General features: G+C 39.7%; 17 protein-coding genes. 3 read left to right on the top strand and 14 right to left on the bottom strand.

The features are described 5' to 3' along the window. Positions 1–34: 34 nt before the first annotated feature. The gene (locus tag GARC_RS19725) at positions 35–1408 is read left to right on the top strand and encodes a hypothetical protein (RefSeq protein ID WP_007623607.1); all 1374 of its coding nucleotides are present in this window, start codon (positions 35–37) and stop codon (positions 1406–1408) included. A gap of 89 nt (positions 1409–1497) precedes the next feature. Here GARC_RS19725 and GARC_RS19720 read toward each other — a convergent pair whose 3' ends face one another. From GARC_RS19720 to GARC_RS19685, 8 genes are all read right to left on the bottom strand, one after another. Beyond that, complete coding sequence (locus tag GARC_RS19720; RefSeq protein ID WP_007623605.1) at positions 1498–2070, bottom strand: SCO family protein; 573 nt, start codon at positions 2068–2070, stop codon at positions 1498–1500. Then, positions 2057–2821: a formylglycine-generating enzyme family protein gene (locus GARC_RS19715; RefSeq protein WP_039990111.1), complete on the bottom strand. Its 765-nt coding sequence runs from the start codon at positions 2819–2821 to the stop codon at positions 2057–2059. The genes GARC_RS19720 and GARC_RS19715 overlap by 14 nt, the downstream gene beginning before the upstream one ends. Position 2822: 1 nt before the next feature. Beyond that, the gene (gene nirK, locus GARC_RS19710; protein WP_007623603.1) at positions 2823–4223 is read right to left on the bottom strand and encodes a copper-containing nitrite reductase; all 1401 of its coding nucleotides are present in this window, start codon (positions 4221–4223) and stop codon (positions 2823–2825) included. Positions 4224–4325: 102 nt separating this feature from the next. Beyond that, the gene (locus GARC_RS19705; RefSeq protein ID WP_153810974.1) at positions 4326–5357 is read right to left on the bottom strand and encodes an Acg family FMN-binding oxidoreductase; all 1032 of its coding nucleotides are present in this window, start codon (positions 5355–5357) and stop codon (positions 4326–4328) included. Between the two features lie 263 nt (positions 5358–5620). Next, on the bottom strand, positions 5621–6655 hold the full coding sequence (locus tag GARC_RS19700; protein ID WP_162832683.1) for an MBL fold metallo-hydrolase: 1035 nt from the start codon (positions 6653–6655) through the stop codon (positions 5621–5623). A gap of 281 nt (positions 6656–6936) precedes the next feature. Then, entirely contained in the window at positions 6937–8289 is a 1353-nt protein-coding gene (gene gdhA, locus GARC_RS19695; protein ID WP_007623590.1) for an NADP-specific glutamate dehydrogenase, read from the bottom strand. Between the two features lie 115 nt (positions 8290–8404). Further along, complete coding sequence (gene rnk / locus GARC_RS19690) at positions 8405–8791, bottom strand: nucleoside diphosphate kinase regulator (RefSeq protein ID WP_007623588.1); 387 nt, start codon at positions 8789–8791, stop codon at positions 8405–8407. 249 nt (positions 8792–9040) lie between these two features. Then, entirely contained in the window at positions 9041–9358 is a 318-nt protein-coding gene (locus tag GARC_RS19685) for a GreA/GreB family elongation factor (protein ID WP_226989236.1), read from the bottom strand. Between the two features lie 515 nt (positions 9359–9873). Between GARC_RS19685 and GARC_RS19680 the strand changes: the two genes are divergently transcribed. Next, positions 9874–10488, top strand: a complete 615-nt coding sequence (locus GARC_RS19680) for a DNA-J related domain-containing protein (protein ID WP_007623582.1) — start codon at positions 9874–9876, stop codon at positions 10486–10488. A gap of 182 nt (positions 10489–10670) precedes the next feature. On the opposite strand, the gene GARC_RS19675 is transcribed toward GARC_RS19680, so the two are convergent. From GARC_RS19675 to GARC_RS26060, 5 genes are all read right to left on the bottom strand, one after another. Continuing rightward, positions 10671–11660, bottom strand: coding sequence for a tetratricopeptide repeat protein (locus GARC_RS19675; protein ID WP_007623580.1), 990 nt, complete (start codon positions 11658–11660; stop codon positions 10671–10673). Then, entirely contained in the window at positions 11653–13569 is a 1917-nt protein-coding gene (locus GARC_RS19670) for a S9 family peptidase (protein WP_007623578.1), read from the bottom strand. Before GARC_RS19670 ends, GARC_RS19675 begins: the two co-directional genes overlap by 8 nt. 327 nt (positions 13570–13896) lie before the next feature. Then, a complete protein-coding gene (locus GARC_RS19665; protein WP_007623576.1) occupies positions 13897–15873 on the bottom strand; it encodes a sensor histidine kinase in 1977 nt (658 codons plus the stop codon). A 12-nt stretch (positions 15874–15885) separates the two neighbouring features. Further along, positions 15886–18114 (bottom strand): GGDEF/EAL domain-containing response regulator, encoded by a 2229-nt coding sequence (locus tag GARC_RS19660; protein WP_007623574.1) that lies wholly within the window; start codon positions 18112–18114, stop codon positions 15886–15888. Between the two features lie 544 nt (positions 18115–18658). After that, positions 18659–18889, bottom strand: coding sequence for an SGNH/GDSL hydrolase family protein (locus GARC_RS26060; RefSeq protein ID WP_007623570.1), 231 nt, complete (start codon positions 18887–18889; stop codon positions 18659–18661). Between the two features lie 353 nt (positions 18890–19242). Here GARC_RS26060 and GARC_RS19650 point away from each other — a divergent pair, with 353 nt between their 5' ends. Further along, a complete protein-coding gene (locus GARC_RS19650; RefSeq protein ID WP_007623568.1) occupies positions 19243–20769 on the top strand; it encodes a tryptophan halogenase family protein in 1527 nt (508 codons plus the stop codon). Positions 20770–20862: 93 nt separating this feature from the next. Here the strand turns inward: GARC_RS19650 and GARC_RS19645 are convergent, their stop codons facing one another. Beyond that, the gene (locus GARC_RS19645) at positions 20863–24057 is read right to left on the bottom strand and encodes a TonB-dependent receptor domain-containing protein (protein ID WP_007623566.1); all 3195 of its coding nucleotides are present in this window, start codon (positions 24055–24057) and stop codon (positions 20863–20865) included. Between the last annotated feature and the right edge of the window lie 652 nt (positions 24058–24709).

The following is a 24709-nucleotide window of genomic DNA, read 5'->3' as shown; positions in this document are numbered from 1 at the left end:
CTGAGAATTACATTTACATAATAAGGAAAATACTATGCTCAAACCATTTCCACTTAACCTGCTGGCGGTCACGATCAGTGCGTTAATGTTAACTGCATGTGGCGATGCAGAAACAACCATAATTGAAAAAGATCCTATTGAGGAAACAGATGACGATCATGATGATCACGACCATGTATATGACAGTTATACTATCGAGTCTATGGGGCGCTTAGCAGTACTATCGGCTGAAAGTGCCGACTTGACTGTATTTGATTTAGACGATAATGACGCGCTAGATACCTTTGCTTTGGTACATGAATCCAATGCTTTAAGCGTATCAGCAGATTATCGTTTTGCAGTGATTTCCAGTCGCGCTCAGGATTATGTGGGTTTTATTGATGGAGGCTTTTGGCGAGAAGATCACGGTGAACATCTACATGATTATAAACAAGCCCCAGTGATGAGCGACTATGAGTTGGCCGCAAGTCGTCCAACCCACGTCATCAAGCATGATGGTCAGATGGCCATTTTTTATGATGGTGATGCCGAATCTGGGATCCCTGCTTCAGTACAGGTTCTCTCAGATACCGACATTAGCAATCAAACCAGTGTTCTGCCTACTCTGGACTACACCATGAACATGCATGGCGTCGCTAAACCTCGTGGTGAGTATTTGTTGTCTACAGTGCGCCGCGATGATGCCGAGAGCACGTCGACAGCTAAAATACTACCTGATCAAGTGGGTGTGTATCACCTACATGATGATGAATATGAACTGGAACAGGTATTAGAAATCAATTGTCCAGATTTACATGGTGCTGCGCAAAATAGTGAATATGTGGTATTTGGCTGTAGCGATGGCGTGTTAGTTGCTAATCAACACGACGAAGAATACGAAGCAGAAAAAATTGCCAATATTGACATCCTAGATGGGCTGCGCATCGGCACACTATACGCCCATAAAGAGAGTGAATCTTTTATCAGTATAGCTTCAGGACACGGTGGTGGACCAGCCATTTTGCTGAGTGTTAATCCTGAGGAAAATGAAATGGAAGCGCTGGAATGGCAACCAGATGCCAGCCCGGTTGCTTACGCATTTTCGCATGATGGGGCACATTTTCTGGTTTTGGATGACGCAGGTTACCTGAATATTCTTAGTGCCCATGAACACGATGGTCATATGCATTGGGAATTAGAAAGTCAGTTAGATATTACTGAAGAAGATGTAGCAACTATGCCTGAAGGCATGTCATTCAGCATGACTGTGGCGCAAAACGGCCATTATGTGTATGTGGCGGATCCCATTGCTCAGCATGTCCTGCAGATTCATTTGGAAGATAAGGAAATTGAAGGTGACATAGAACTGGATTTTGCGCCTGAAGCCATTACCTGGCTAGGTGTTGCTGAAGAAGAACATAACCACTAATATTTGAATATTTATAGATCTAGGTTACTTAAAAAGTTGCCTAGGTCTTTTTTCATTTGGCGTTTTTAATAAATCGAGTTTGACTTGATTTAGAATGTTTTAAGTTTCTCCACAGCCATTACTGCATTATCCATCACACCTATTTCTTGAAATTTAATCCTACCTTGACTATCAAGCCCAGTAATTAGGTTGGAGTGATTGACCTCATTGTCTTTAACATTTTGATATTTGACGTCTAATGCCATGGCTAAGCTGCGCACATCTTCGGCGCTGCCAGTTAATAAACTCCAATTTTCCAAATTGAGTTTTCTTTTTTGCGCAAAGTCCCGCATAACCTCAGGGGTATCAGTGTCAGGGGTTAATGAAACCAGAATAAATCCAACGTTTTGTTTTTCATCATCGCTAAGCTTATTTTCGATGGATTGCATGGTAGAAACAATAGTTGGGCAGGTATGTAAGCAGTGAGTATAAATCATACTTAGCACCTGCTTTTTACCGCTAAAACTACTGAGTGAACGCTCGTTACCGTCTTGATCTAACCAAATGCCGTTAAGTTGATAAATCGAATCCTGAGGCACGGTTTGTGCGTTTACCTGTGAAACAACTAGCAACAATGCCAGTCCTATTAATTTGCCTAGAATAACTGGATTAAATTTTATCATTTGTTTGTTCCTGTGAAGATGCACAACGAAACCCTAGGTTTGGTAGGGTGAATTTTGCCTGTAAACTGGAGCGAAAACCAAAACGCATAAACGCGGCGTAGTCGCTTGGGTCGGCTGCACCTTGAGATCCCGCAGCACAAAAAAGTCTTTGATCTATATTGCTATCGCCCCGTGATTCTCCACTGACTAAAGCTGAATTAAAATCTTCAGTCCATTCCCATATCAGTCCATGTAGGTCTTGTACGCCCCAAAAGTTAGGCGCATTACCACCAACGTCAGCTAATTGCTTGCGACTAGGTTGGCTATACCATTCTAAAATACGCTGATGATAGCCTTTTTCCTGACTACCATCGGCATGTGTTTCACTGGCGCTAGCAACCCGTTCCCACTCAGCAACTGTGGGCAAACGTTTGTCCAGTGAACGGCAATAAGCTTGGGCTGCAAACCATGAAACATTGATAACAGGGCTGTTAAGTTGCTCGTCAGTGGGTAGTATATTTTTACCCTCATGCTTCCAATGTTGCAGATATTGAGGCTCGGCGAATATTTGCGCTATGGTCAACGGTTGCCAACGCGGGTTAGCATCGATAAACAACAAATACTGCTGGTTAGTGACAGGCCTTACATCTATGGTAAAAGCCCGCACTTGTGTTTGTGGACTGTCTTTACTCATGTAAAGAGGGCGGTAATCCCCATCTGGGATAGCCACCATGTTTAATGCTCCCGCTAATATAAGGGATGTCAATATCATATCAATGGCGTCTACTAGCAACTTCTGCAGCAGACATTTGCCCACCATTGTTATCCCAGCTATTAAGAACAAAAGTAATAACATTAGCAATGTCTTGATCACTTAGACGCATGGCAGGCATTACACCGTCGTAATTAGTGCCATTAACTTTGATTGGACCAGACAAGCCTTTCATTATAGCGTCAACACCTAAAATTGGATTAGCGTTCAAATAATCAGATTTTGCTAATGGCGGGAAAGCAGAAGGAATACCTTGTCCGTTGGATTGATGACAAGCAAGGCAATTTGCTTCGTAAACCCGTTGACCAAAACGTATTTGTTCTTCTTTTGTATTAGCTTTGGCCACAATGTAGTCTTCATCCAAGGTTTGAATAGCCGAACCTTCAGGTAAATAAACATTGTCAGCTTGTTTGCCAGAATAAATGGCAGGTTCTTCTGGCCCTTCTACATTTAGCATCGCCAAGGCGCCTTTATTAAAGGCCCTAAAAATTGAATGATCGACAATAATAAAGGTACCCGGCACGTCCACTTTAAACTCCACTATAGCGGCACCGCCTGCAGGGATCAGCGTGGTTTGTACGTTGTGATTTTTCAGGTCGCCGCCCTCAACATATACTGTGTCGAATATCTCCCCAATCACATGGAAAGAAGAAACCAAATTCGGGCCGCCGTTACCAACATATAAACGCACGGTTTCACCTACATTGGCAGTTAAAGAATTTTCATTAGTGGTACTACCAACCGAACCGTTAAACACCACGTAATCGGCATCTTCATCAATGGCTTTTTCCATATCAAAAGGTTGTAGACCGGCTTCTCCATATTCTCCTTTGGTATAAAAATCACCTTGTACTACGTAGTACTCTCGATCAACTTTTGGCAGGCCACCTTCAGGTTCAACCAAAATAAGGCCGTACATGCCATTGGCGATATGCATTCCCACAGGGGCTGTCGCACAGTGATAAATATATAAACCCGGATTAAGAGCAGTGAAGCTAAAGGTAGAAGTGTGTCCTGGTGCAGTAAATGAGGATACGGCTCCACCTCCTGGGCCAGTTACTGCATGTAAATCGATATTATGTGGCATTTTTGAATTGGGATGATTGGATAAATGAAACTCAATTTCGTCGCCTTTCCTAACACGAATAAAACTGCCAGGAACGGTTTCCCCAAATGACCAAAATACATAATCCACGCCATCTGCAATGGACCCTACTTGTTCTCTGGTTTCCAGATTGATCACAACTTTTGCGCTGTAATCTCTAGTTATAGGTGGTGGCACCATTGGGGGCGCGGTTAAAATTGCCGGTTCGGTAACTAAATTTTTATCCTGTGCATAAACACTTGAAATCCCAGCCAGTAGTAATAACCAAAACGTAACTGTTATCTGTGATCTTTTCATAGGGTAACCTTTTATTGTTTTTAGGGAACTTCCTATTGTTAGTATCAAGAGATCTGTTTGCGGCGAATTGATGTGGATCAAGCAACTGGCATTTAACTTAGGTTAATCAATAAGACAATCATCAACCAAGCGCCTGACGGAAAACTCCGCCTGGTCTGCGCGGCCAATTCTAAGCATGATTTGTGGATAGGCTAAGGCATTAAACTCTTTGCGCAGTCGTCTTCGAAAAGAATCGATTTCAATGGATTGGTTTAGATAAGAGGCACTAAATCCCACAGAGGTTAACACCAATAACACATGAGCTAAGGCCCTTCCGGTATTAACCCAGTCATTTTGTTGATCTGATTGAGTAGCGAACACCCCTAGAACAGGCGAGCCAGCTTCAATCTTTCTTTTATTAATTTGTGCGACTCGGTTACCAATATTAAAAGTTCTAATCATAAAACTAGCAATAGGTGTGAAAACATCGGGTAGACCAAAACGATAGGCTGACATTCCATCTTTTCCAGCGGTTTTATTTGAATGCATCCAGGAAGCAAGTTCGACTCTAAACCAAGGCTTTGAAAACTGATGTTTATCTGCAAACATGGTTAATTTTGCAATTTCCGATTTTGTTTTCTCATCACTATGATAAGAAAATTCCACAGTAAATGCGGCAGCAAGTTCAACACATTGAATAAGTACATCTTCAGATATTTTTTCAGAAGTGAATGGGCTACGATTCGTTTGGCGTACTCCAATTACCTTAAACAGTGAAATATCATGTGCCGTAGGTAAACTTCCTTTGCTAAGCGTGACTTTTGCTAAGGAGTCGGAGTTCCCTAAAAAACTGCCCAACTGAATATTTGCTTGATAGCCAAAATAGCGTGCTGCAACTTCTAAGTTCCCCAAGGCGGCACCGCAGCTGATTATCATTTCTCGATTGTCAGGATCGACAATCGATAAGGCTCGACTTCGATTAAAAACAAGCTCTAGTCCCTCTTCAGTAAGCCGGAATAACCAAGGTTGCGCATTGTTTCCTGATGGTGCTAGCACTGCATAGTTGAGTAAAAAATGAAGCTGTGCTTTAGCCGTCCCTGCTGACGGAAAATCGCCGGAGCTAACCTTGCGTGGATCCAAATTTGTGACCTTCATAGCCATCTCAAAAAATCTGTAGTATGAAGAAACCTAATGCAATGACAGCTTGTGGTGTTGACTTGGATCAATTATCGGTAATAAAAATCAAGCTTCCTTAGTGCTTATACCATTGCATTTATTTACCTTAGTGGTATTCACTGATCGGCAATAAGACTCAGTAACCAATCTGTAAAATACCCTGTTTGCCCTGCATACAGTAGCTAATTGATAAATCTAATTACTTGGCTATAACTGATAGGAATTTTTAACCCTAGCTCAGGTTATTTTAGAGTGAAAATAAACTGCCCCTTGGCATTAAGTTCGCGACTAAACTCACCAGCAAAGTATAAATAATTGAGATGGGCAAACGCTTCTGCAATAGCAAAAAATATATTCTGAGCAGATAGTTTGCGCTTGAATAACACAGGTAAACATTGCTCAATAGTTTTGCCCTGCTCACAAAAAACTCTAAGGTTGTCTAAATGCACATGATGATGACTAATCAGATCATTAACTCTAGTATGTAAACCATAAAACGGCTGTTTGTGGGAAGGCAAAACCAAGGTATTTGCTGGTAACTGGGTAAATTGTGGCAGAGTGTCTAAATACATCTTCAATGAATTAGCATCAGGCTCAGTACTATACACACCGATATTCGGGGAAATACCCGGCAAAACATGATCTCCAGAAATCAAGATATTGGTGTCTGCATTAAATAAACAAACATGTTCAGGTGAATGACCACGACCAATATATACCTGCCAATTATGTTCCCCGATACGCAGCGTATCACCCGCTTGTAAACGATAAAATTGTACCGGAATAGGCCGAATAACTGACCCCATACCCTTTTTATCTTTTCTATTTTGTTGCGCATTGTGCACGTACTCTTCAGACAAACCACAACGCTCTAAATACTGGTCATCTTGCCAATCAGACGCGCCGCAAGCACCGGCTGATATAGCTCTAGCAGTAAAATATTCAGCTTGACTCATATACAATGGAACACGAAACTTATCAACCAGATACCCAGCCATACCAATATGGTCGGGATGCAAATGGGTAACTATCACTTTAGTAATAGGTTTAGCTAAGATATCGAGCAAGGTATCCCATAACTGTTCTGTTTTGCGGGTACCAATACCAGTATCAATTAGTGCGTAGCCTTCTTGGCCATTTTGATTATCTTCAAGCAAGTATAAGTTGATATGGTCAAGGTCAAAGGGTAATGGCATACGCAACCAAAATATCCCAGAGGCCACTTCTTGCAGAGTGCCTGGTTCTGGTATTTGAGTATCTATAAATGTAACTTGCATATTTTCTGCTTCAATTATTCCCATATCACCTATCTAACCTAAATTCGGATTAACCATTATTAGACCCAATAATGACCACAACTACCAAGCATCTTTATGTATTGATAAGTATCAGAGGTTTGAATCAGTAGGCTGGATTGAACAAATAACAAACTGCTTTTAGGGAATGCCAACCCCCAGTGTTTAACCACCACTCGCTAAAAGCCACAGCGAATAACGCGATTCTGGCACTTTTGTTTAAATAATATAAAAACCATATTACTCATTATTTCGAGTTTAGACTAAACAACGCCTTGTTCGATCATGGCATCGGCGACTCGGCGAAAACCCGCAATGTTTGCTCCCAACACTAGGTTGCCGTCTTGTCCAAATTCTTTAGCAGTATCGCTGGCACGCACATATATGTCCTTCATGATCTGCTTGAGTTTCTGATCGACTTGCTCAAACGTCCAGCTTTGCATACTGGCATTTTGGGCCATTTCCAGTTGACTGGTTGCCACGCCTCCTGCATTAGCTGCTTTACTCGGGCCATAAGCGATACCGGCATCTATAAATGCATCTGCCGCTTCTTGGGTAGAAGGCATATTGGCTCCTTCACTGACTAATTGGCAGCCATTTTTTAATAAAGCTTTAGCATCACTTAAGGTTAATTCATTCTGGGTCGCACAAGGAAACGCCGCATCCGCTGCATAGCGCCATACTGCATTGCCATCTTTTGGGTAATCAGCAATCGGAGTATGTATCGCTTCAGGATAGGTATCTAGATATGCAACTAAGTCACAACTTTGACTCTCTTTGAGACGCTTCACCAAACGAAGGTCAACACCGCTGTCGTGATATAGTGTACCTGAAGAGTCGCTGCAACTGATGGGAGTCGCACCCAGTTGATAGAGTTTTTCCATGACATATATGGCAACATTACCAGCCCCAGAAACTAAACAACGTTTACCTTGTAAATTATCTCCTCGTTCATCCAGCATATAGTCAGCGAAATAGACTGTGCCATATCCGGTTGCTTCCTTGCGCACTAACGATCCGCCCGCTAACAAACTCTTACCGGTCAATACACCTTCGTAACGTCCAGTTAAACGCTTATATTGTCCAAACATATAGCCTATTTCACGGGCACCAACCCCGATATCACCAGCAGGCACATCGCTAGTTGGTCCGATATGGCGATATAATTCAGTCATAAATGACTGACAAAAACGCATAATTTCACCATCAGAGCGTCCTTTGGCATCGAAATTGGCACCGCCTTTGCCACCACCAATCGGTAAGCCAGTTAATGCGTTTTTAAAGATTTGTTCAAATCCTAGAAATTTTACAATACCGGCATTAACAGACGGATGAAACCTCAGGCCTCCTTTGTAGGGACCAAGTGCAGAATTAAACTCTACCCGGTAACCTTTATTCACCTGTATATCACCATTATCATCAACCCATGGAACACGAAACATAATCTGCCGCTCAGGCTCTACCATGCGTTGAATAATCGCTTGCTGCTGATAATGGCTGTTAGTTTCTAACAGGGGTCCCAGCGAGTTCAATACTTCTTCAACGGCTTGATAAAACTCTGCTTGCGCCGGACTACTGCGTTTTAAGTCAGATATGGTTTTATGAATATACGTCATCTATTACAACCTTGTTTTTATTAGAAATACTTAAATAGAAATCCACTAATCTCACGTTTACTATTTATTTTTTATGTCATGTACAGTTAAATTCGACTTTTTAGTTTGCCGCAAATTACCGCGTCTTACCATTCACTTTGACTATTTCTACTGATTGTTGACCACGCTGGGTTTGCCATTTAATACACTGACCTGTTCTTAATCCAATTAACGCAGCGCCTATTGGTGCAAACACTGAGATACTGTCTTCAGATTTGATGGTGTCAGCCGGCAAGCATAAGGTTTTGGTAAAGGTTCTCTGGGTATCCAAAATATTAAATGTGACCTGACTGCCTATGGCGACCACATCTTCTGGCAGGTCTTTAGTAGCGACTACCGTCGCTCTATCCAACTCATTTTCAATCGCACGAATAAACTCTGGCGGTAATTTAGAGCGTTCAAGTTGATATTCTAGTTCTGCTAGATCAGCAGTTGAAATAATAATATCGGGTTGCTTTTCCATAATTTCTCTCTCGCATTTTGATATAAAAAAAAGGGGCTCAAATGAGCCCCTCTATGTAATTGGCTATTTTTGTTAATCTTTAGGTTTTCTGCATTTTTCTTTTAATGAATTTTGTGGTCTTTTGTTATCTTTTTCTCTGTACATGAGTTCACCTTCACCTAAAAAATTTAATATATTTAACTGCATAAATACTTTTTCAAAGATTGGTTACTTCAAGGCCCTACCCTCCATTTACTGACTGCTAATTTTCTAAATAATTGTCTTTTTCTCATTGTGACTTACGGTGAAAATTTGCCAATCAAACTCACCTTTAAACGTTTTTATGTGGGCCACATCGCCACAACGTAATCCTAATAGCGCAACACCAATGACTGAGGTGAATGACACAATGCCCTTAGATGGATAGGCTTTTTCATCTTTAACTATGCGTAACGTCAAATATTCGCGTGTAGACTCGTTTCTTAGTAAAACTGTACTTCCAAGACGAATACGATTCTCTACACGCGAGGTTTGACTATTACAAAACTCAAGACGATCCAGTAAAAAAAACAATGAAATAGGATTCAATAAAATCCTATAACCGGCCTCTTGAAGTATAGAATTAGAGGGACAGATTAGGGTTTTGCAAAACCTAAAAATACGCTTAAGCACGGCTAAATCTCCAACCGAACAGTTTACTAAAACAAATAAAAAAACATGGGAAAATAGCCGAGCGTAAGGACTACGCTCGGCTTAATTTGGTAAGGTGAGTAAGTTACTCTTTATAACGTTGGTATGGCTGTTTATGAACATGATTTCCTCGAAATATGTTACTGATAATAGCTTGCCCCAAAATAAATACAAGAGCAAAAGACTGTATATTATTAACTCAAAGTTAATCGGGGTCGTAAGCAACTTAATTGAAGACCAAGTCATCTAATAATTTAAGTCAGTACTGCCAAACCTTTAATTTTTATGTTGTGTCTGTTAATTTATTGAGTGTAATGCAGCTTAACCATCAGAGATTAAAATTGAGTGAGAGTTTAATGAACAACAAATTGCATCTGTGGCGACTTTGCAAGTCACCAGCATGATTTTGTAGCATGTTACACACTCCAAGCGGTTGGGCGCCTCTGCAAGCTATTTTGCACGATATTCTGTTAAATCATAACCATGGTCTGTCGGAGTTTGAGTTATTTAACCTGTTAAAATCTCCACCCTATGAGTTATTCCCCAGCGATGCCTTGCGCGACCCCTTGTCGTTATTCCAGAGCCACTTTATCGTCTTTAATGCCTTGTACCAGTTACGAGACACCTGGCTTGGAAATAAAACAGCCCTAATGCAAATACACTGCAGTTGTATTCGCCGTGATCCTTGGGAAGTAGGGCACAAAGGAGTGATTAAACAAGACAAGCTTCGTGAGTACTATCTTGACTGGACAAACTTAAGTGACACCGATCAATCTCAGGTAGAAACATTACTAGACAACTTTTGGTCAGCTTTTTCCGGCATGCCTAGTCAAGTTCAGGTCAACAACATGCCGCTGCAACAAGCATTAGAATTACTCAACTTAAGCTCCCCCTATTCTCCACAACAACTTAAACAGCAGTACCGAAAAATGCTGCACAAACATCACCCAGACAAAGGAGGCAATAACGGCCAAACCGTTCAACTTCACAACGCTTATGAACGATTAAAAACAAATATTAGTAGATAAATCAAGGCAGTAAATATTTACGAATAAAAGCAAAAGCTATTTACTACAGAGAACACAGAGGGCTGCGCTACACAGAGAAAACAAAAGGACGGAGACTAGATTCAATTAAATACCGCATGACTTTACAGTTCTGGATGTTCACTTTGTATTCTAATTATCTTATTGTTTTTTTTATACATTTATCATTGAACTTCATCAGACCCAGCACTTACTATTTGTTGACCTGCATTTAGAGCTCTATGAATTGCTTTCCACTTCTTTCGTTGGTGAGGTTCTATTTTTGAAGCGTCCATTCCTTTTATTAATTTTTGTGCTTTTTCTAATTCCAATTGCTGGAAGTAGAAAAAAGCTAAGTTGATTTTTGCTTGGTTAATGGTTGAATCTCGAGCATCTTTTTCGGCATAAGTAAGCGCATTGATAAAACTTAATTCCGCCAGATCAATTTGATCGGTCGCCTTATACATTTTACCTACATGATTATGTAAGTTTGCAATTTGTTGCTCACCTCCTAATTTTATCGCAAATTGTAATGACTTTTTATAATGGACTAATGCGTTGTTATAGTTTTTTAGGAGTCTATGTGCATGCCCCAGATTACCGTGAAGTTCTAACTTTAAATATAAGTCCCTGCTGTTTTCAAACTCAGTCTCTATTCGCTCCAATAAAGCTAACGATTTCTCATATTGATTTAAATTAAGCATCAAGTTTGCAATATTTATCATACGCATGGGACTGTAAAATGATTGATTTAATTGCTGTAAGTCTGCTAAAGACAATTTCAAAAGTATTACTGCTTGCTCCCGATTTCCATCAATAAGATATAATTTTGCTAAGTATATATTCAGATGAGTTGCAAACACCGCAGGGAGTTTGAGATTTTCCTTGTCATTAAATGCACTGAGTTCATGTTTTAATAATTTGAACTCTTTAATTATCATTAAGGAGTCTAACTGCATAAGTTTCAGGTTATACCAATACATTGAGTTTGGTTTAACATTTCCCAATTCTGTACTTACCCAAGTTAGGCAGTTTTTAGATGGCATATCACATGCACTAATCGAATTGTTTTGCGCTAACAAGATAGTCGATTGCCAACAACCAGCAATTAGCAATAAATAACCGATTTTCAGTTTTTTATTAGGCAAGTTCCTTAATAGACGTATATTAGTCAACTAGTTTACTGCTATCGCAGCTTATCAATTGCACAGCTTCAATATTCCCCGCAGCCACAAAACCAAAAACTTGACCATAGAAACTTAACTCAGAATTTAGAGCTTTAATATTATTCGCCGGTTGCCTAAAGCCATGTCCTTCTCCTTCAAAAGCAATGTATGCGGTATCAATGCAATTTTCTTTTAAGGCATTAAATATCAATTCAGATTGATTAGGAGGAACAACCTTATCATCCAGCCCTTGAAGTAAAAGCAAGGGAGCCGTTATATTTTGCACACTATTAATAGGCGAACGTTGATCGTATATATTTTTCATCTCAGGGTAAGGGCCAATAAGTTGATCAAGATACCGAGACTCAAACTTGTGAGTATCGCCGGCTAAAACGCCTAAATCACTGATGCCATAGTAGCTAGTACCTGCCTTAAAAACATTTTGAAAGGCCAAAGCTGCCAAGGTGGTATATCCACCAGCACTACCGCCTCGAATAGCGACTTTATCTGCATCTATAAAACCTTCAGAAGCAAGCCATTTAACGCCATTTGAAGCGTCTTCAACATCTACTAATCCCCAATTAGGATAGAGTTTTTTCCTGAACGCTCTACCATACCCAGTGCTACCTCTATGGTTGACATCAAAAACAGCAAATCCGCGACTGGTCCAAAATTGAATACCAGGATTGAGACTCGAATCGGTAGCACCGACAGGCCCCCCATGTACCTTAACAATAAGGGGTGGCAAAGTATCTTTGGCGCCCGTGAAATCATTATTTTGAGGAGGATAAAAGAAGCCATAGGCTATTTCATTGATTCCAGTAGGAAATTCAATTGGCTGGGGTACAGAAAGGAAATTTTTCTCTATAACAGGTCCACTAGGTTGATAAATTTTTTCATAACTATTGTCAACTAACTGATAAATGGCGTTACCAGAACTAGGTGTTGACGCTCTGAAATAAACTCTATCATTTGCCACCGAAATTGAATCGGCTGATGAAAATGTGTTTCCGATATTGGTCATTTCAGCTGTAGCTAAGTTAACCCTAGCAATGTGATCAACACCCTCCTTTGAATAGGCGATAATGCCGTTATTGTTATCTTCTATGCCATAACTGTTAATTTCAATTTCTTTATCGAGCACCTTTTGTGGTTTCCCAGATAATGTATCGACACGATATAATGTCCACCAGTTTTCAAAGTCAGCGACAAAATAAAGAGTGCCATCTGCAGAATAATGAGGGAGTCTTATTGACACATTACCACTCTGTGGGACTTCAACAATATTTGCTACTGAACCATCTTCAGTAAAATTTATCACCCGTAATTGGGTATCATCCCATGGCATGTTCGGATGCGACCAAGTAATAAAAGCAACTGAATTACCATCTGGCGATAAATGCGGAGCGCTGACAAAATCGCTTCCTGAAAATAAGAGGGTTTCTTGGTTTGTGTCACTTAAACTAATAGCCACTAGAGTATTAATTGGCTCTCCAATGCCTCGATGATCCTCTCTGACACAAATAAGACGGTTATTCTTTTGATCCGCAATACATTCCATATACCGCAGGTTTTGCTCAGTAATGGCTGCAGGTGTACTGTTTTGTGAGATGCGGTATATTTTTTGATCCGCGAATTGAGAATAATAAATGTCGTCTCCATCCACTAAATAAGGACGTCCGCCATACTCATGGACTCGAGATCTAACACTTTCTTCATTTGACGTTAATTGAACTGCTGTATTTTGCGGACTTAGTTTGAAAAGAACATTTTTGCCATTTGCGGATGCTTTTGACTCTACAAAATAGAGTTGATTATTTTCAACGCTAAGATAAGAAACGTTATCTGACGCCTCAAAAATACTCGCTGCAGTAATAGGTGATTGCCAAGCTCCGTAAGCGGCAGTGGTGTAATTCATAGATTGAGGTGCCTCAGAGGTCGGCTTAAACACTAAATAAACAGTAATAATTAACAAGATTGAAATTATTATTTTCACATTCATTCTAAAGCAACCTGCATATTTCATTGAATAAATAAGAAGTTTAGAGATTAAGTATGGGTATGTCTAAATATGATACCCATTTTTACACAATCTATTTTTTTGATGCCTTACCAAAAACAGATCAACGAATAAATGTTTGATTGTTATTCACTTCTAAGGGATTTAACACAGAGCGCTTCGCTATACAGAGAAAAAAGTAACTTTCGGTAATTCTGATCCCACGAATTCCAATCTTCATGGTATTCATTTTTCAATAGCTACAATGGGATCTCTGTCATTGCTAATTTGTATTTTTGTTTCGGAATCACTCGAATTGATTGGCAGCAAAACTGTAAATTGAGTGGCAAATTCCTTATTGCAGTTTGGTTCAGAAATAAAGCTCAGTTTGCCTGCCAAAAGTTTAGTTACCCATTGATTGACCATATACAAGCCGAGCCCAATATTCCCCTTACCTCTACCGCTAGTTACAAAGGGGTCAAATAAATTACTTTGCATCGCTGATGAGATGCCCGAACCGTTGTCTGAAACTGTAATACAGATTTGATTTTCCCTCTGTCTACGTGCTTTGATTTCAATGACACCTGATTGTCCAGGCTCAAAACCATGGTTTAAGCTGTTCACAATTAGATTTTCCAGTACTTGGGAAATAATGCCAGGGCGACTTACTAATGACAAATTTGCCTCAATATTTTCAACCAACAACACTTTTCCTTTCTTAAACAATGGTCGTAAACTTATGCTCAGGTCACTGACGATGTCACCTAGTAAGCAATTTAGATAATCCTCATTTACCCGGTCAATAGCTAAGCGCTTAAAGTGTTTTATATGGTTAACTGCTTTATCCAAATTGATAATTGCTAAGTGCAGACTACGGTTGATTATATCAACCCCAGCACTAAATTGGCTTTTAGATATGCCCTTTACCATGGCAAGTTTTAATTTGTTATTGGCATCATCAGCATTAGAGACACATATAATTGCACCGCCTATAGGCGTGTTAAGTTCATGGGCTACACCTGCAACCATTAAACCTAAGGATGATAATTTATTAGCTTCCACTAACTCGTCCTGTAATAGCTGTTGCCTGGCAATGTTTTCAACTAAGGCGTCATTGGCTTGTTCTAACTTTTGGTGTTCATGCTGAAGCTTTAAGGAAAGCTCAATCAGCTTACTGTGATAACGATATCCACGCCAAATGATGATTGAACCACCTAAGGTTAAAGTCAAAAGGATCGCTAACGCAAAGTACAATGCACTTCTACTTGCTAGTGCTAAATAAACTTGATTGCTGGTCGCATACACAAATAGTTGATTGCTATTTGCCCCTGAGTCCGCACCAGTAAAAGTCGTTAGTGGCATAAAACTACTAAGTGAATTATTGGTAATCTCATAGCCCCCCTCAGGGTACTTAGTTTGGTGTAACCATAATTTTGGTAATTCCGTTTTTAAACTTAATTGAGGTTTATCGAGCATAAAGCCCCATTCTTTCTCTGGCTGTGGGTGTAACAACCAATATCCATCTCGATTGACGATAGAGATTTGGGCGTCTGAAATACTGTGGTCTCTAATAGTTGTCAGTAAATTGTCTAGTCGATAATTCACTAAAATCAAACCTTGAAATAAATGTGTCCCAGATGAAGTTTGAATCGTACCTCTGATGGTAGGCTCAAAGGGTTGTACTACCTCACCGTGTTCAACATTTAGATCTATCGGAGAAAAATACTTATTCGGCGCCGCTACTTTCATGCCTTGAATAAAATAATAGCGTGCTTGTTTATTTTGTAGGCTGTTGGCCTCTGACACCTTAACCTTACCCCCAGTAAAATCAACTCGAACCACTTCTTGCCCGTTTTGGTCAAGCCAGCGAATTTGCGCAATTTTAGATGACGCTTGGCCAAATTCAATAAAATGCTCTTGGATCTGTTGTTGTACTTTTAGGGATAAGTTTTGAGTTCCCTTAGTTTCATCACTTTTATGAGAAAGTGCTTGACCATTTGCCAGTAAAGTCAATAAATCCCCTAAATTGCCTATCTCACGACTAAACAAGTTGGTCGCAATAAACAACTTTTGGCCCTGAATATTTTTTAGTTCGTCCACTTTATTGATATACAGAAGCTGATAAGTTAACCAAGAAAGTGATAATGCAAGGATAAGCACCAGTGCAAAATTCATCAACACACGGCGTTTAAGTTTCGTTAGGTAGTGAGTCGATGAAGTCATAAATATAGCCTACTATCGTCTTTTATCTGCAGCTAACCACTCAATTAAATCGTGTATGCCCATAGGCCTAGCAAATAAATACCCCTGACCAATGTCACAGCCAGCATTGCTAAGCCACTGCTTTTGATATTCAGTTTCTATACCCTCTGCCACTATACTGAAATCGAATTGTTTACCTAATTTTAAAATCATATTGATGACATGTTCACTGTTTTTATCCGTTTCCAGTTTACTGACAAAACTGCGATCAATTTTGATGCTGTTGGCGGTGATATTCGATATATGGGCAAGGGATGAATAACCAGTGCCAAAGTCATCAATACTTATTTTTATGCCTAAGGCGACAAAACGTTGTAAGCATTTTTGAATTCTCTCGTAGTCTGACATGGACTGAGTTTCTGTGACTTCTAAATCAAGTAACTCCGGAGCTATATCAAAGCTAACAAGGCAGTTTGCGACAAAGTTGAAATAGTCAGGGTGTAACAAATCAAATGAAGAAGCATTAAAAGCCACAGGGATCCTGTAACCCAAACTAATCAAAGTTTTTAAGGCTTCCATGGTTTTTTCAAATATTAGGCAATCAAGTTTAATAATCAGTCCTGATGCTTCAGCAATAGCGATAAATTCATCCGGTGGTACAAAACAACCATCATCACGCTGCCATCTAGCTAAAGACTCAAAACCGACAACTTTACCAGTTGACAGGCACACTTTGGGTTGCAGCATAACGCTCAGTTTGCCCCCTCGAATAGTGTTGCGTAATTCGTCCATTAAGCGGTAACGGCGGTCTATTAAGTCAGTTTCTTGCTGTGAATGCTGCAGATAATTAATATTATTGATAGAGGCCTGTTTGAGTTCCGATTCCGCCATACTGACTATTCTTTCGGCTGGAATTTGCTTAAGTGTATCAAAGCGTATATCTAATAAAGTAAAGGATGATACATGTGCCACGCCATCAACTTTAACTTCGTTATAGGTCAGTTTATCAATCAAATCGTGCGATAGCTCAAAATTACTGTCGAGCAAAATAGAAAATTGCTTGTGCCCAGATAATGATATCCGTGAGCCCGTCGGCAATAATTGCACTAAATTTTGATAAATATAAATCAATACGTTTTGAGTAAACTCATAGCCAAAAGTGAACTTCATTTCATCAAAATAATTCACTTCAAGCATTAATAAACGAGTTTGTTGCCATTCCAAACGGCACATACTCTGAATTTCTTTTTTTAACCAGTTGCGGTTTGGGATGTTTAGATCACTGTGGGTATAGGCAAGCTCGGTAACACGATTAAGTAGGGCTATGTTGGTAAAACCACTGCTGATATTTTCACTAAACACCTTGAGTAAGTTAATATGAGCCTCTGTTACGGACGTAGTGGAATTCACCACAATTAAATAGCACTGTTCGTTGATGTCTTTAGTTTCAAAATAAAATACTGAGCGTTTTGGCGTAATGACATGGTGTTTTTCACTTAGTGCCGCTTGTAAATCCTCGAACAGTTCACTAAGTTGAACGTCGGCAAGTTTGAGTCCCTCCAGATCTGCAAAACAGCCTGTAGCAGTTAATACCATAGCATCGTCAAATGGATTCATGCTATTTCCCATACAAAATAAGCCGCCTTCTTTGACACCAATAATATTGCCGATTTCAGCTAATACTGTACGAGTGAAGGTGGTTAGGTCATAGCGACTGTTTATACTTTTTGCGGCATCAAGTACTATTTGCAGCCCCTGACTGGCTTCAGCAAGTTCTGACATGTAATTCCATGTGCGCATGTTGCTGGCGACTATAGAATGCAATTTATCCAACTTTAAATCGGCTTTATTCCAATATTCGTCGATGTCTAAGGCACTCATCACTTCTTTTTCTGGGGCAAAACCAGGTTGACCCGTTAGCAATACAATTCTAACAAGGGCGTTGCCCAATTCTTCTCTGATAATACTGACTAAACGCAGTCCGGCATCGTCTTCTTCCATCACCACATCTAATAAAATAAGACCGATGTCTTTATGAGTACTTAGGATCGTTGAGGCTTCAAAAGCAGAATTGGCTGTAAGTATTTGCAGCTTGGAGTGGTTAGGTAAAATTAATGATTCTAAGCTGGAAACAAGGGCACTTTGATAATCTAGATCATCTTCAACACTGAGAACTTTCCAAAGGTTAACCTGCCTTCGAGATGGTTCTGGAGTTTGTGCAGAGTCTTCTAAAAATTTATATGATTCAGTTGATTGAGCCACTCTAACCTCCAGTTACTTAAATAATCACTCTTTGCACCAAGTCGGTGTCTTTATTTTAGGAAGAAGCTGTGAAGATTTATATTTTAGAAAATATTTTTTCACAGCAAATTCAGTTAATCGATAAATTAAATTACCCTTCGGCTATCATTAACTCCGAATCAATATAACTTGTCAAATTTTCCTTTTGATGAATTAGCGATTCAGTATGAATATGACCACGATCTAGGAATCTAACTTGGTCTTAGATGACGAAGTTATCAGTAAATAAAAATTAAATACCTCAGGGGAGGTTTATGAATTTCCAAGATGCAAGCGCGAGCTTGGCTCCGCAAGCCTATGAGTTAAATAGTTTGCTGTGACATAATCTTTTAAGTACTTTGATCAACTTATTTATTTGAGAGAATATTATGGCTATGCAGTCTTAATGCAAATCACCGAAATACATGACTCCTTACAGCTAGAAAAAGTAGAGCAAATTAGTTTCATGATAAAACGCGCCCCCTGCAATATTCAATGAGCCACAGGCTGTATTGTGGTTGGTTCGTTAACCATTCTGTGCCATTAAAGCAGTATTTTTAGGCTCCATTGCATCAGCCCAAATCTTATATTGGTCTTTATTGGGGTGCAGTAAATCCTGCATCACCGATTGACTTAAATTGCCATTCTCATCAAGAAATATAGGATTTATATCTAAATAATAAACACGCTTGGCATCACCATAATCTTTAATAATGTCATTAATATCGTTGTTTATTTTACGAAGCGGATAATCCACATTAGCACCACGGGGAATATAGCCAGCAACTAAACTTTTGTGTTAGGTAACTGACTCTTTAGCAGTTCAAGAATATGTTTAATACCTAGCGATGTGTCTTCAGGCTTATCTTGCCTATGCCCAGACTTCTTATTGTTTTAGCTAACCATTATATTTCACTAGATTACAAATCATGCTGACTCTGACTATGTTATTTCTAAGATTAATAAGCATCACGACCTCAATTTAAGCCAGTAAAAGACATGTAAAAACAACATTTATCTTAGCTGACAAGTTAGTTCGTGACCTGTTAATTCAAGACAGTAACCTATAGTATTTAGCAGTGAAGGAAAACGTCTATTTAGAGGTCAATAATGAATCATGAAAAGCTAAAAATAGTCATTCTGGGTGGTGGCACAGCAGGTTGGATGACTGCTAATCTAATGGCTGCTAGATGGAAAGATAGAAATATACATTTTACATTAATCGAATCGCCTGACGTAGGTATTGTCGGTGTTGGTGAAGGTTCGACACCTTCCATGCAAAACTTTTTTCATGAAATAGGCGTAGAAGAATCAGAATGGATGCCCGAATGTAATGCCACATATAAAAATGGGATTACCTTTGAGGGCTGGACATCCATTCCAGGATTTGAAAAATATTGTCATCCTTTCCCATCACAGATGGATATCCATACTTTTCCAAAGTTTGATAACAATTGTCAATTGAGAAGGCATAATTTTGATGTGGAGGCGCATCCAGATCGTTTTTTCCTCGGATCCTATCTATCACAAAACCAAAGAAGTCCTAAAGCCAATCATAATTTTCCATTTGATCACCCTAATGGCTATCATTTTGATTCAAATTTATTAGGAAGTTTTTTAAGAAAGAAAGCTAAGCAACGCGGTGTTGAGCATTTGCAAAGACATGTTAGCGGAGTTATTCAGAAAGAAAATGGGGACATTAGCAGTCTGAAATTTAGAGAGGGAGAAATAATAGAGGCCGATTTTTTCGTTGATTGCACGGGATTTGCAGGTCTTTTATTACAAAAGACATTAAAAGTACCCTTTATCAATTTAGATAAAGTGTTGTTCAATGACACCGCTGTTGTAGTCGCCACCCCCGTAAATAAAGATGACTTAAATTCACAAACTAAAAGTACCGCTTTAAAATATGGTTGGGCTTGGGATATCCCACTTACCAATAGAACCGGTAATGGCTACGTGTTTAGTTCAAGGTACTGTTCGGTTAATGATGCTGAAACTGAATTTAGGACCCATTTAGGACTATTGGATGCAGATGTTAACGTTAGAACAGTAAAGTGGAAGCAAGGTAGACTTGAAAAAAGTTGGAGTAAAAATTGTCTAGCCATTGGACTATCACAAGGGTTTATAGAGCCTATTGAGGCAATGGCGCTGCACCTTGTTTACAACAGCATTGGTCACTTTATAACTGAATTTGAGAGTGGAAATTTCAGCAATCAAAATCAACAACAATATAACTCAATCAATGACCGCGCATTTGACGGTGTAGTCGATTATATTTTAGCCCATTATCGGATGAACTCTAGACGTGATACAGATTATTGGCGTGATAATGCTGAAAATCAAAACATAACGCCTTCGTTTTTGGCCATAGTACAAAGCTGGTTAGGCGCGTCACAGAATAACTTAGCTGATGAAATTAAAAAGTATGATACCGGCAGTTTCTTTCCTCTAGCTTCTTGGCAAATATTATTTGCTGGATATGGCGTTTTCCCACCACCTGAAAATGTAAAGCCACAAAATATAGGCAATCAATCTGTTAATATGGACGAACTGGATAATTTCATTCAACGCTGTGGATCCAATTATAGTTCGCACCTTGAATCACTTAACACACTTAAACAACTCGCTAAATAATAAGAAAATCACAAAAAAAACCCACATCCAAAGAAGACGTGGGTTTTTCTGGCTCCTAAACTAAGTATGAGCCGCTATTACATTGATGCCTGATTAGAATTTGTACTTAGCCAACCAGAATAGGCTTTGTCCAACCTGGTCATAACCAGAACCAGTCATACGACCACCACGATCGTTTCCTAAACCACTAGAAACTTGCGCAGGCGACTCATCCGTAATATTACTAATGCCAACTGTCGTGCTAAAGGTATCATTTGGCGTCCAGGTTAAAGATAAATCTGAGTAAAATGCGGCTTCTGCGACGCAATCTCTGTATACATCAGGGTCACCTGTAATAGTCGCAGCACTTGCACCTGCATTGCTTTTAAGACATGAACTTCCTGAAGTCGAGGGATCACGAATAAAGACTGACGTTTCATCAATGAATCGGCCACTATAGACTATTGAGAAATCCCCCATATTGAACATTAACTGGGTAACTAGTCGTATTTCAGGCGTTCCAAAAGTGCCAACAAAGTCATCTTTACCACCATTTACCAGCGATTCATCTTTGATAATAGTTTGACTTCTCTCGTCCTGGAATGTTGCTTGTACTGTCCAAACGATATCAAAACCTTCATAGTTTAGTCCCAAACGTGTATTCACGTCATAACCCGTTGATACTTCAGCACCAATATTAACAAACGATGCATCGACATCTGCAACAAATCGAGAAGCTTCCCCAAGCTCTGGATTTCTAGGGCCAACTAAATCACAGAACGGGCTTGCTAACCCCGGTAAATCTTCGAAACAGCGGGTTAAAATGAATCCAGCCGATACAGATTGAATTGTATTTTCAATTTCTATATCAAAATACGTTATTGAGAAATCGAAGCTCATATCGTCGTTATCAATTGGCTGCGCTTTCACCGTAAATGTTGTCTGGTCAGATGTTTCCGGTAGTAGGTTATCAACTGCCCCCCCCACTCTTACTGGTATAGTAGTAGAGCCTTGAGTACCAAGAACAAATGGATTAGCACCATCTAATACACAGTTATCCAAAGTTTGCTGGGTACGCGTTTCTAAACTTGGGTCATATACCGCTGGAGAGCCATCAGTAAAAGCAGCGGCATTACAAGGATCACTACCACCGCCAGTACCAGTGAATTGATTACCTAGGAACTGCTCACGTAAATTTGGTGTACGAAAAGAGGTACCATAAGCAGCACTAATAGACACCCAATCTACAGGAGCATAAGTAACACGAAGACGTTCGGTATTTTCGCCACCAAAGTTAGACTCGTCGGTATAGCGCATGGCTAAATCAACCGTTAGTTCGTGTGCTCCATCAACTTCACGAAGTATCGGTAAACTCAATTCACCAAATACTTCACTGATTGTACGGGCACCAGCTGTAATACCTTCAGTTCCGGGGCTTTCTGCCACTAGAAGACCATTAGCGCCATTAAAATCAGCTTGTGAGTCGATAGTATCTCGACGTGCTTCAACACCCAATACTAAACTTGCTGTTCCACCATTATCGAATGAGAACAGCTCACCAGTAGCATAACCAGATAATATTGACTGTGTCACAACAGTTCTATTAACACGTTCACCAATTAGGTAGTCTGATTCTGCTGCAGTGAGAGAGCCAGTACTGTCACCGGAATTACCATAAAGTCCAGTGTTAAAAAAGTCAACAGGCACACAATCTTGAGCACTAATGATACCGCCCCAAGTATTGTTCGCTAAAATAGGGACACCGCAAGCTAAGTCGCCATTTGAATCAAGACGGAGAGTTTCTACAGTAAAGATTAGGTTTCTCTCATCCATTAAGGGTTGACTTGCAGCCCCATCACCTCTGTCATAACTCATACTAACATCAAATGTCCAACCATTATCTTTAGCCCATTCGCCAGGTAAATCACCCGAGATACCCGTAGAAAAGCGAAAATGATCAAGTTCAACGTCACGTTCCTGTTTAAGGTTATCAATAGTAATAATGGGTAAAGCATCAGTCCCAAATGGGTTTAATGGGTTAGGAACTAAGTCTCTAGTACCATCTTCATTTAACGCCACATTACCTTGCGCATTTTCATAAGGAATGAATGCTGGGACACCTATATATACCTGCTCGGTCGACGCTCTATTAGTTAGATGACGGTGAAAGTAGGATGTGGCAAATGATATCTCGATATTCTCCTTTTCACCCCATTCAGGGAAATAACTACCACTAGTCATTAATGAAAAACGAGTTACTGGCGACACAAGATCAGACCGTAACCGATCCGGTGAATCACTGTAATCAGGATTAAGATTAAAACGATCATTACCAGTTTGAGTACCTAAAAAGGGATATTGAGTACTCCATACGTCAGGAATGTTAGCTTGATTGCTCCAATTCGCAACGGGCTGTCCGGTTAGTGGATTCGTTAGATTTGATTGCCCTGGAGTATAAAAATTCCAAATATTACCGGAGGAGTCATTAGTTGTTAGTGCGGCATTGTCTGGGAAACCATTCCAGCAATAGTTATATTCCTCACCCGTTGCGGCGTTAATTTCTCTCCGTTCAATACAGTCAACTCGGTCACCTAAAGAAATTCGTTCACGCTCATAATATTCGCCACCAAAGATAAACTTGAAACGTTCACCTTCCCCCCCTGTCACAAACGACAATTGTTTTGTTTGGCCACCTGGATCAGAAGGCGAAGTGATATTCGCGCTAATTTGAGCGCCATCAAATGATTTTTTCAAAATAACGTTAATAACGCCTGCCACCGCGTCAGCCCCATAAATAGCAGATGCAGAGTCTGATAACACTTCGATTCGATCAACCATATCTAATGGTATCAAACTTAAATCAGGCTGTGATGGAGCACCACGAACACCGGATGCACCTAATCGACTCCCGTTGAGAAGTATTAACGTTCTCTCAGCACCTAAGCCACGTAGACCAACGTTAACGGAACCAACTCCACCGGACGGCGGGGCCTCTGTGGCATTTGAGTTTCCTGAGTTAGTATTAATTGTATTATCAATCTGCGTACCGTTAACAAGAGAAAGACGTTGTAGCATGCCTGCTACACTCGTAATACCAGCTTGTTTAGCATCATCAACATTAAGTATTTGAATGGGTGATGGTGATGCAAATTCGTTATTTGATATACGAGAACCCGTGATAACTATCTTTTCTTGATTATCTTTATCTTCATTATCCTGTGCATTTGCTGCTGACATTACATTTGCTGATACAGCTAACACAAGTGCGTTTCGTATTGCATTTCTTAGTTTTATATTTTTAAGTTTCAATGTGTTGTTCTCCATGGTTTTAGTGATACGGCTATTGGGACAGTACAAAAACCGTACTGCTGTAATAACCCATAACAATAAAAAAATCAAATTAGTTATATAACTTGAACAATGTATAAGAAAACATCTGACTTAAAGTGACCAACCTTCTTTAAACGATTTTCTATAATCAAACCTTGTGCTTTTTTGAGTTTAAACTACGTACGTAGCCTATCCATCAAGGTAGATTTCAAACCCACTTTTTCCATTTGTTATTTTACTAACAGCTTGAATCAAAAGCTGTGAACATTAATTATCAAAGCAGTAAGAAAACAAATGAGTTACCCGTTAATGATTCATTATCTAGTATGAGTAACTGCGAACCACTATTCACAACAAACCTACCTTTAATACCAATCCGCATAAAGAAGTGACCTCTCAGCGAGATTTTAAAAGGGCTTAATCAAGGCGCTTGAATGAAGTAATAGTTATTCTATTGCGAATTCGAGCAACGCAGAGTAAGCCCTTTTAAAACTCGCCCTAAAGGGGAAGCACCAGCCATTCTTGCACTTCGTTCTCACTATTTGAAAGGGCTTGCCATTCCTGCATAGTGACGCCTTGTGCAAAAATGGCTGGTGATTTCTGAGTGGGCACTTCTTTATGCGGAATGGTA

It is taken from the genome of Paraglaciecola arctica BSs20135 (genome assembly GCF_000314995.1).
Lineage (GTDB): Bacteria > Pseudomonadota > Gammaproteobacteria > Enterobacterales > Alteromonadaceae > Paraglaciecola > Paraglaciecola arctica.
This window is presented reverse-complemented; position numbering and strand designations above follow the sequence as displayed.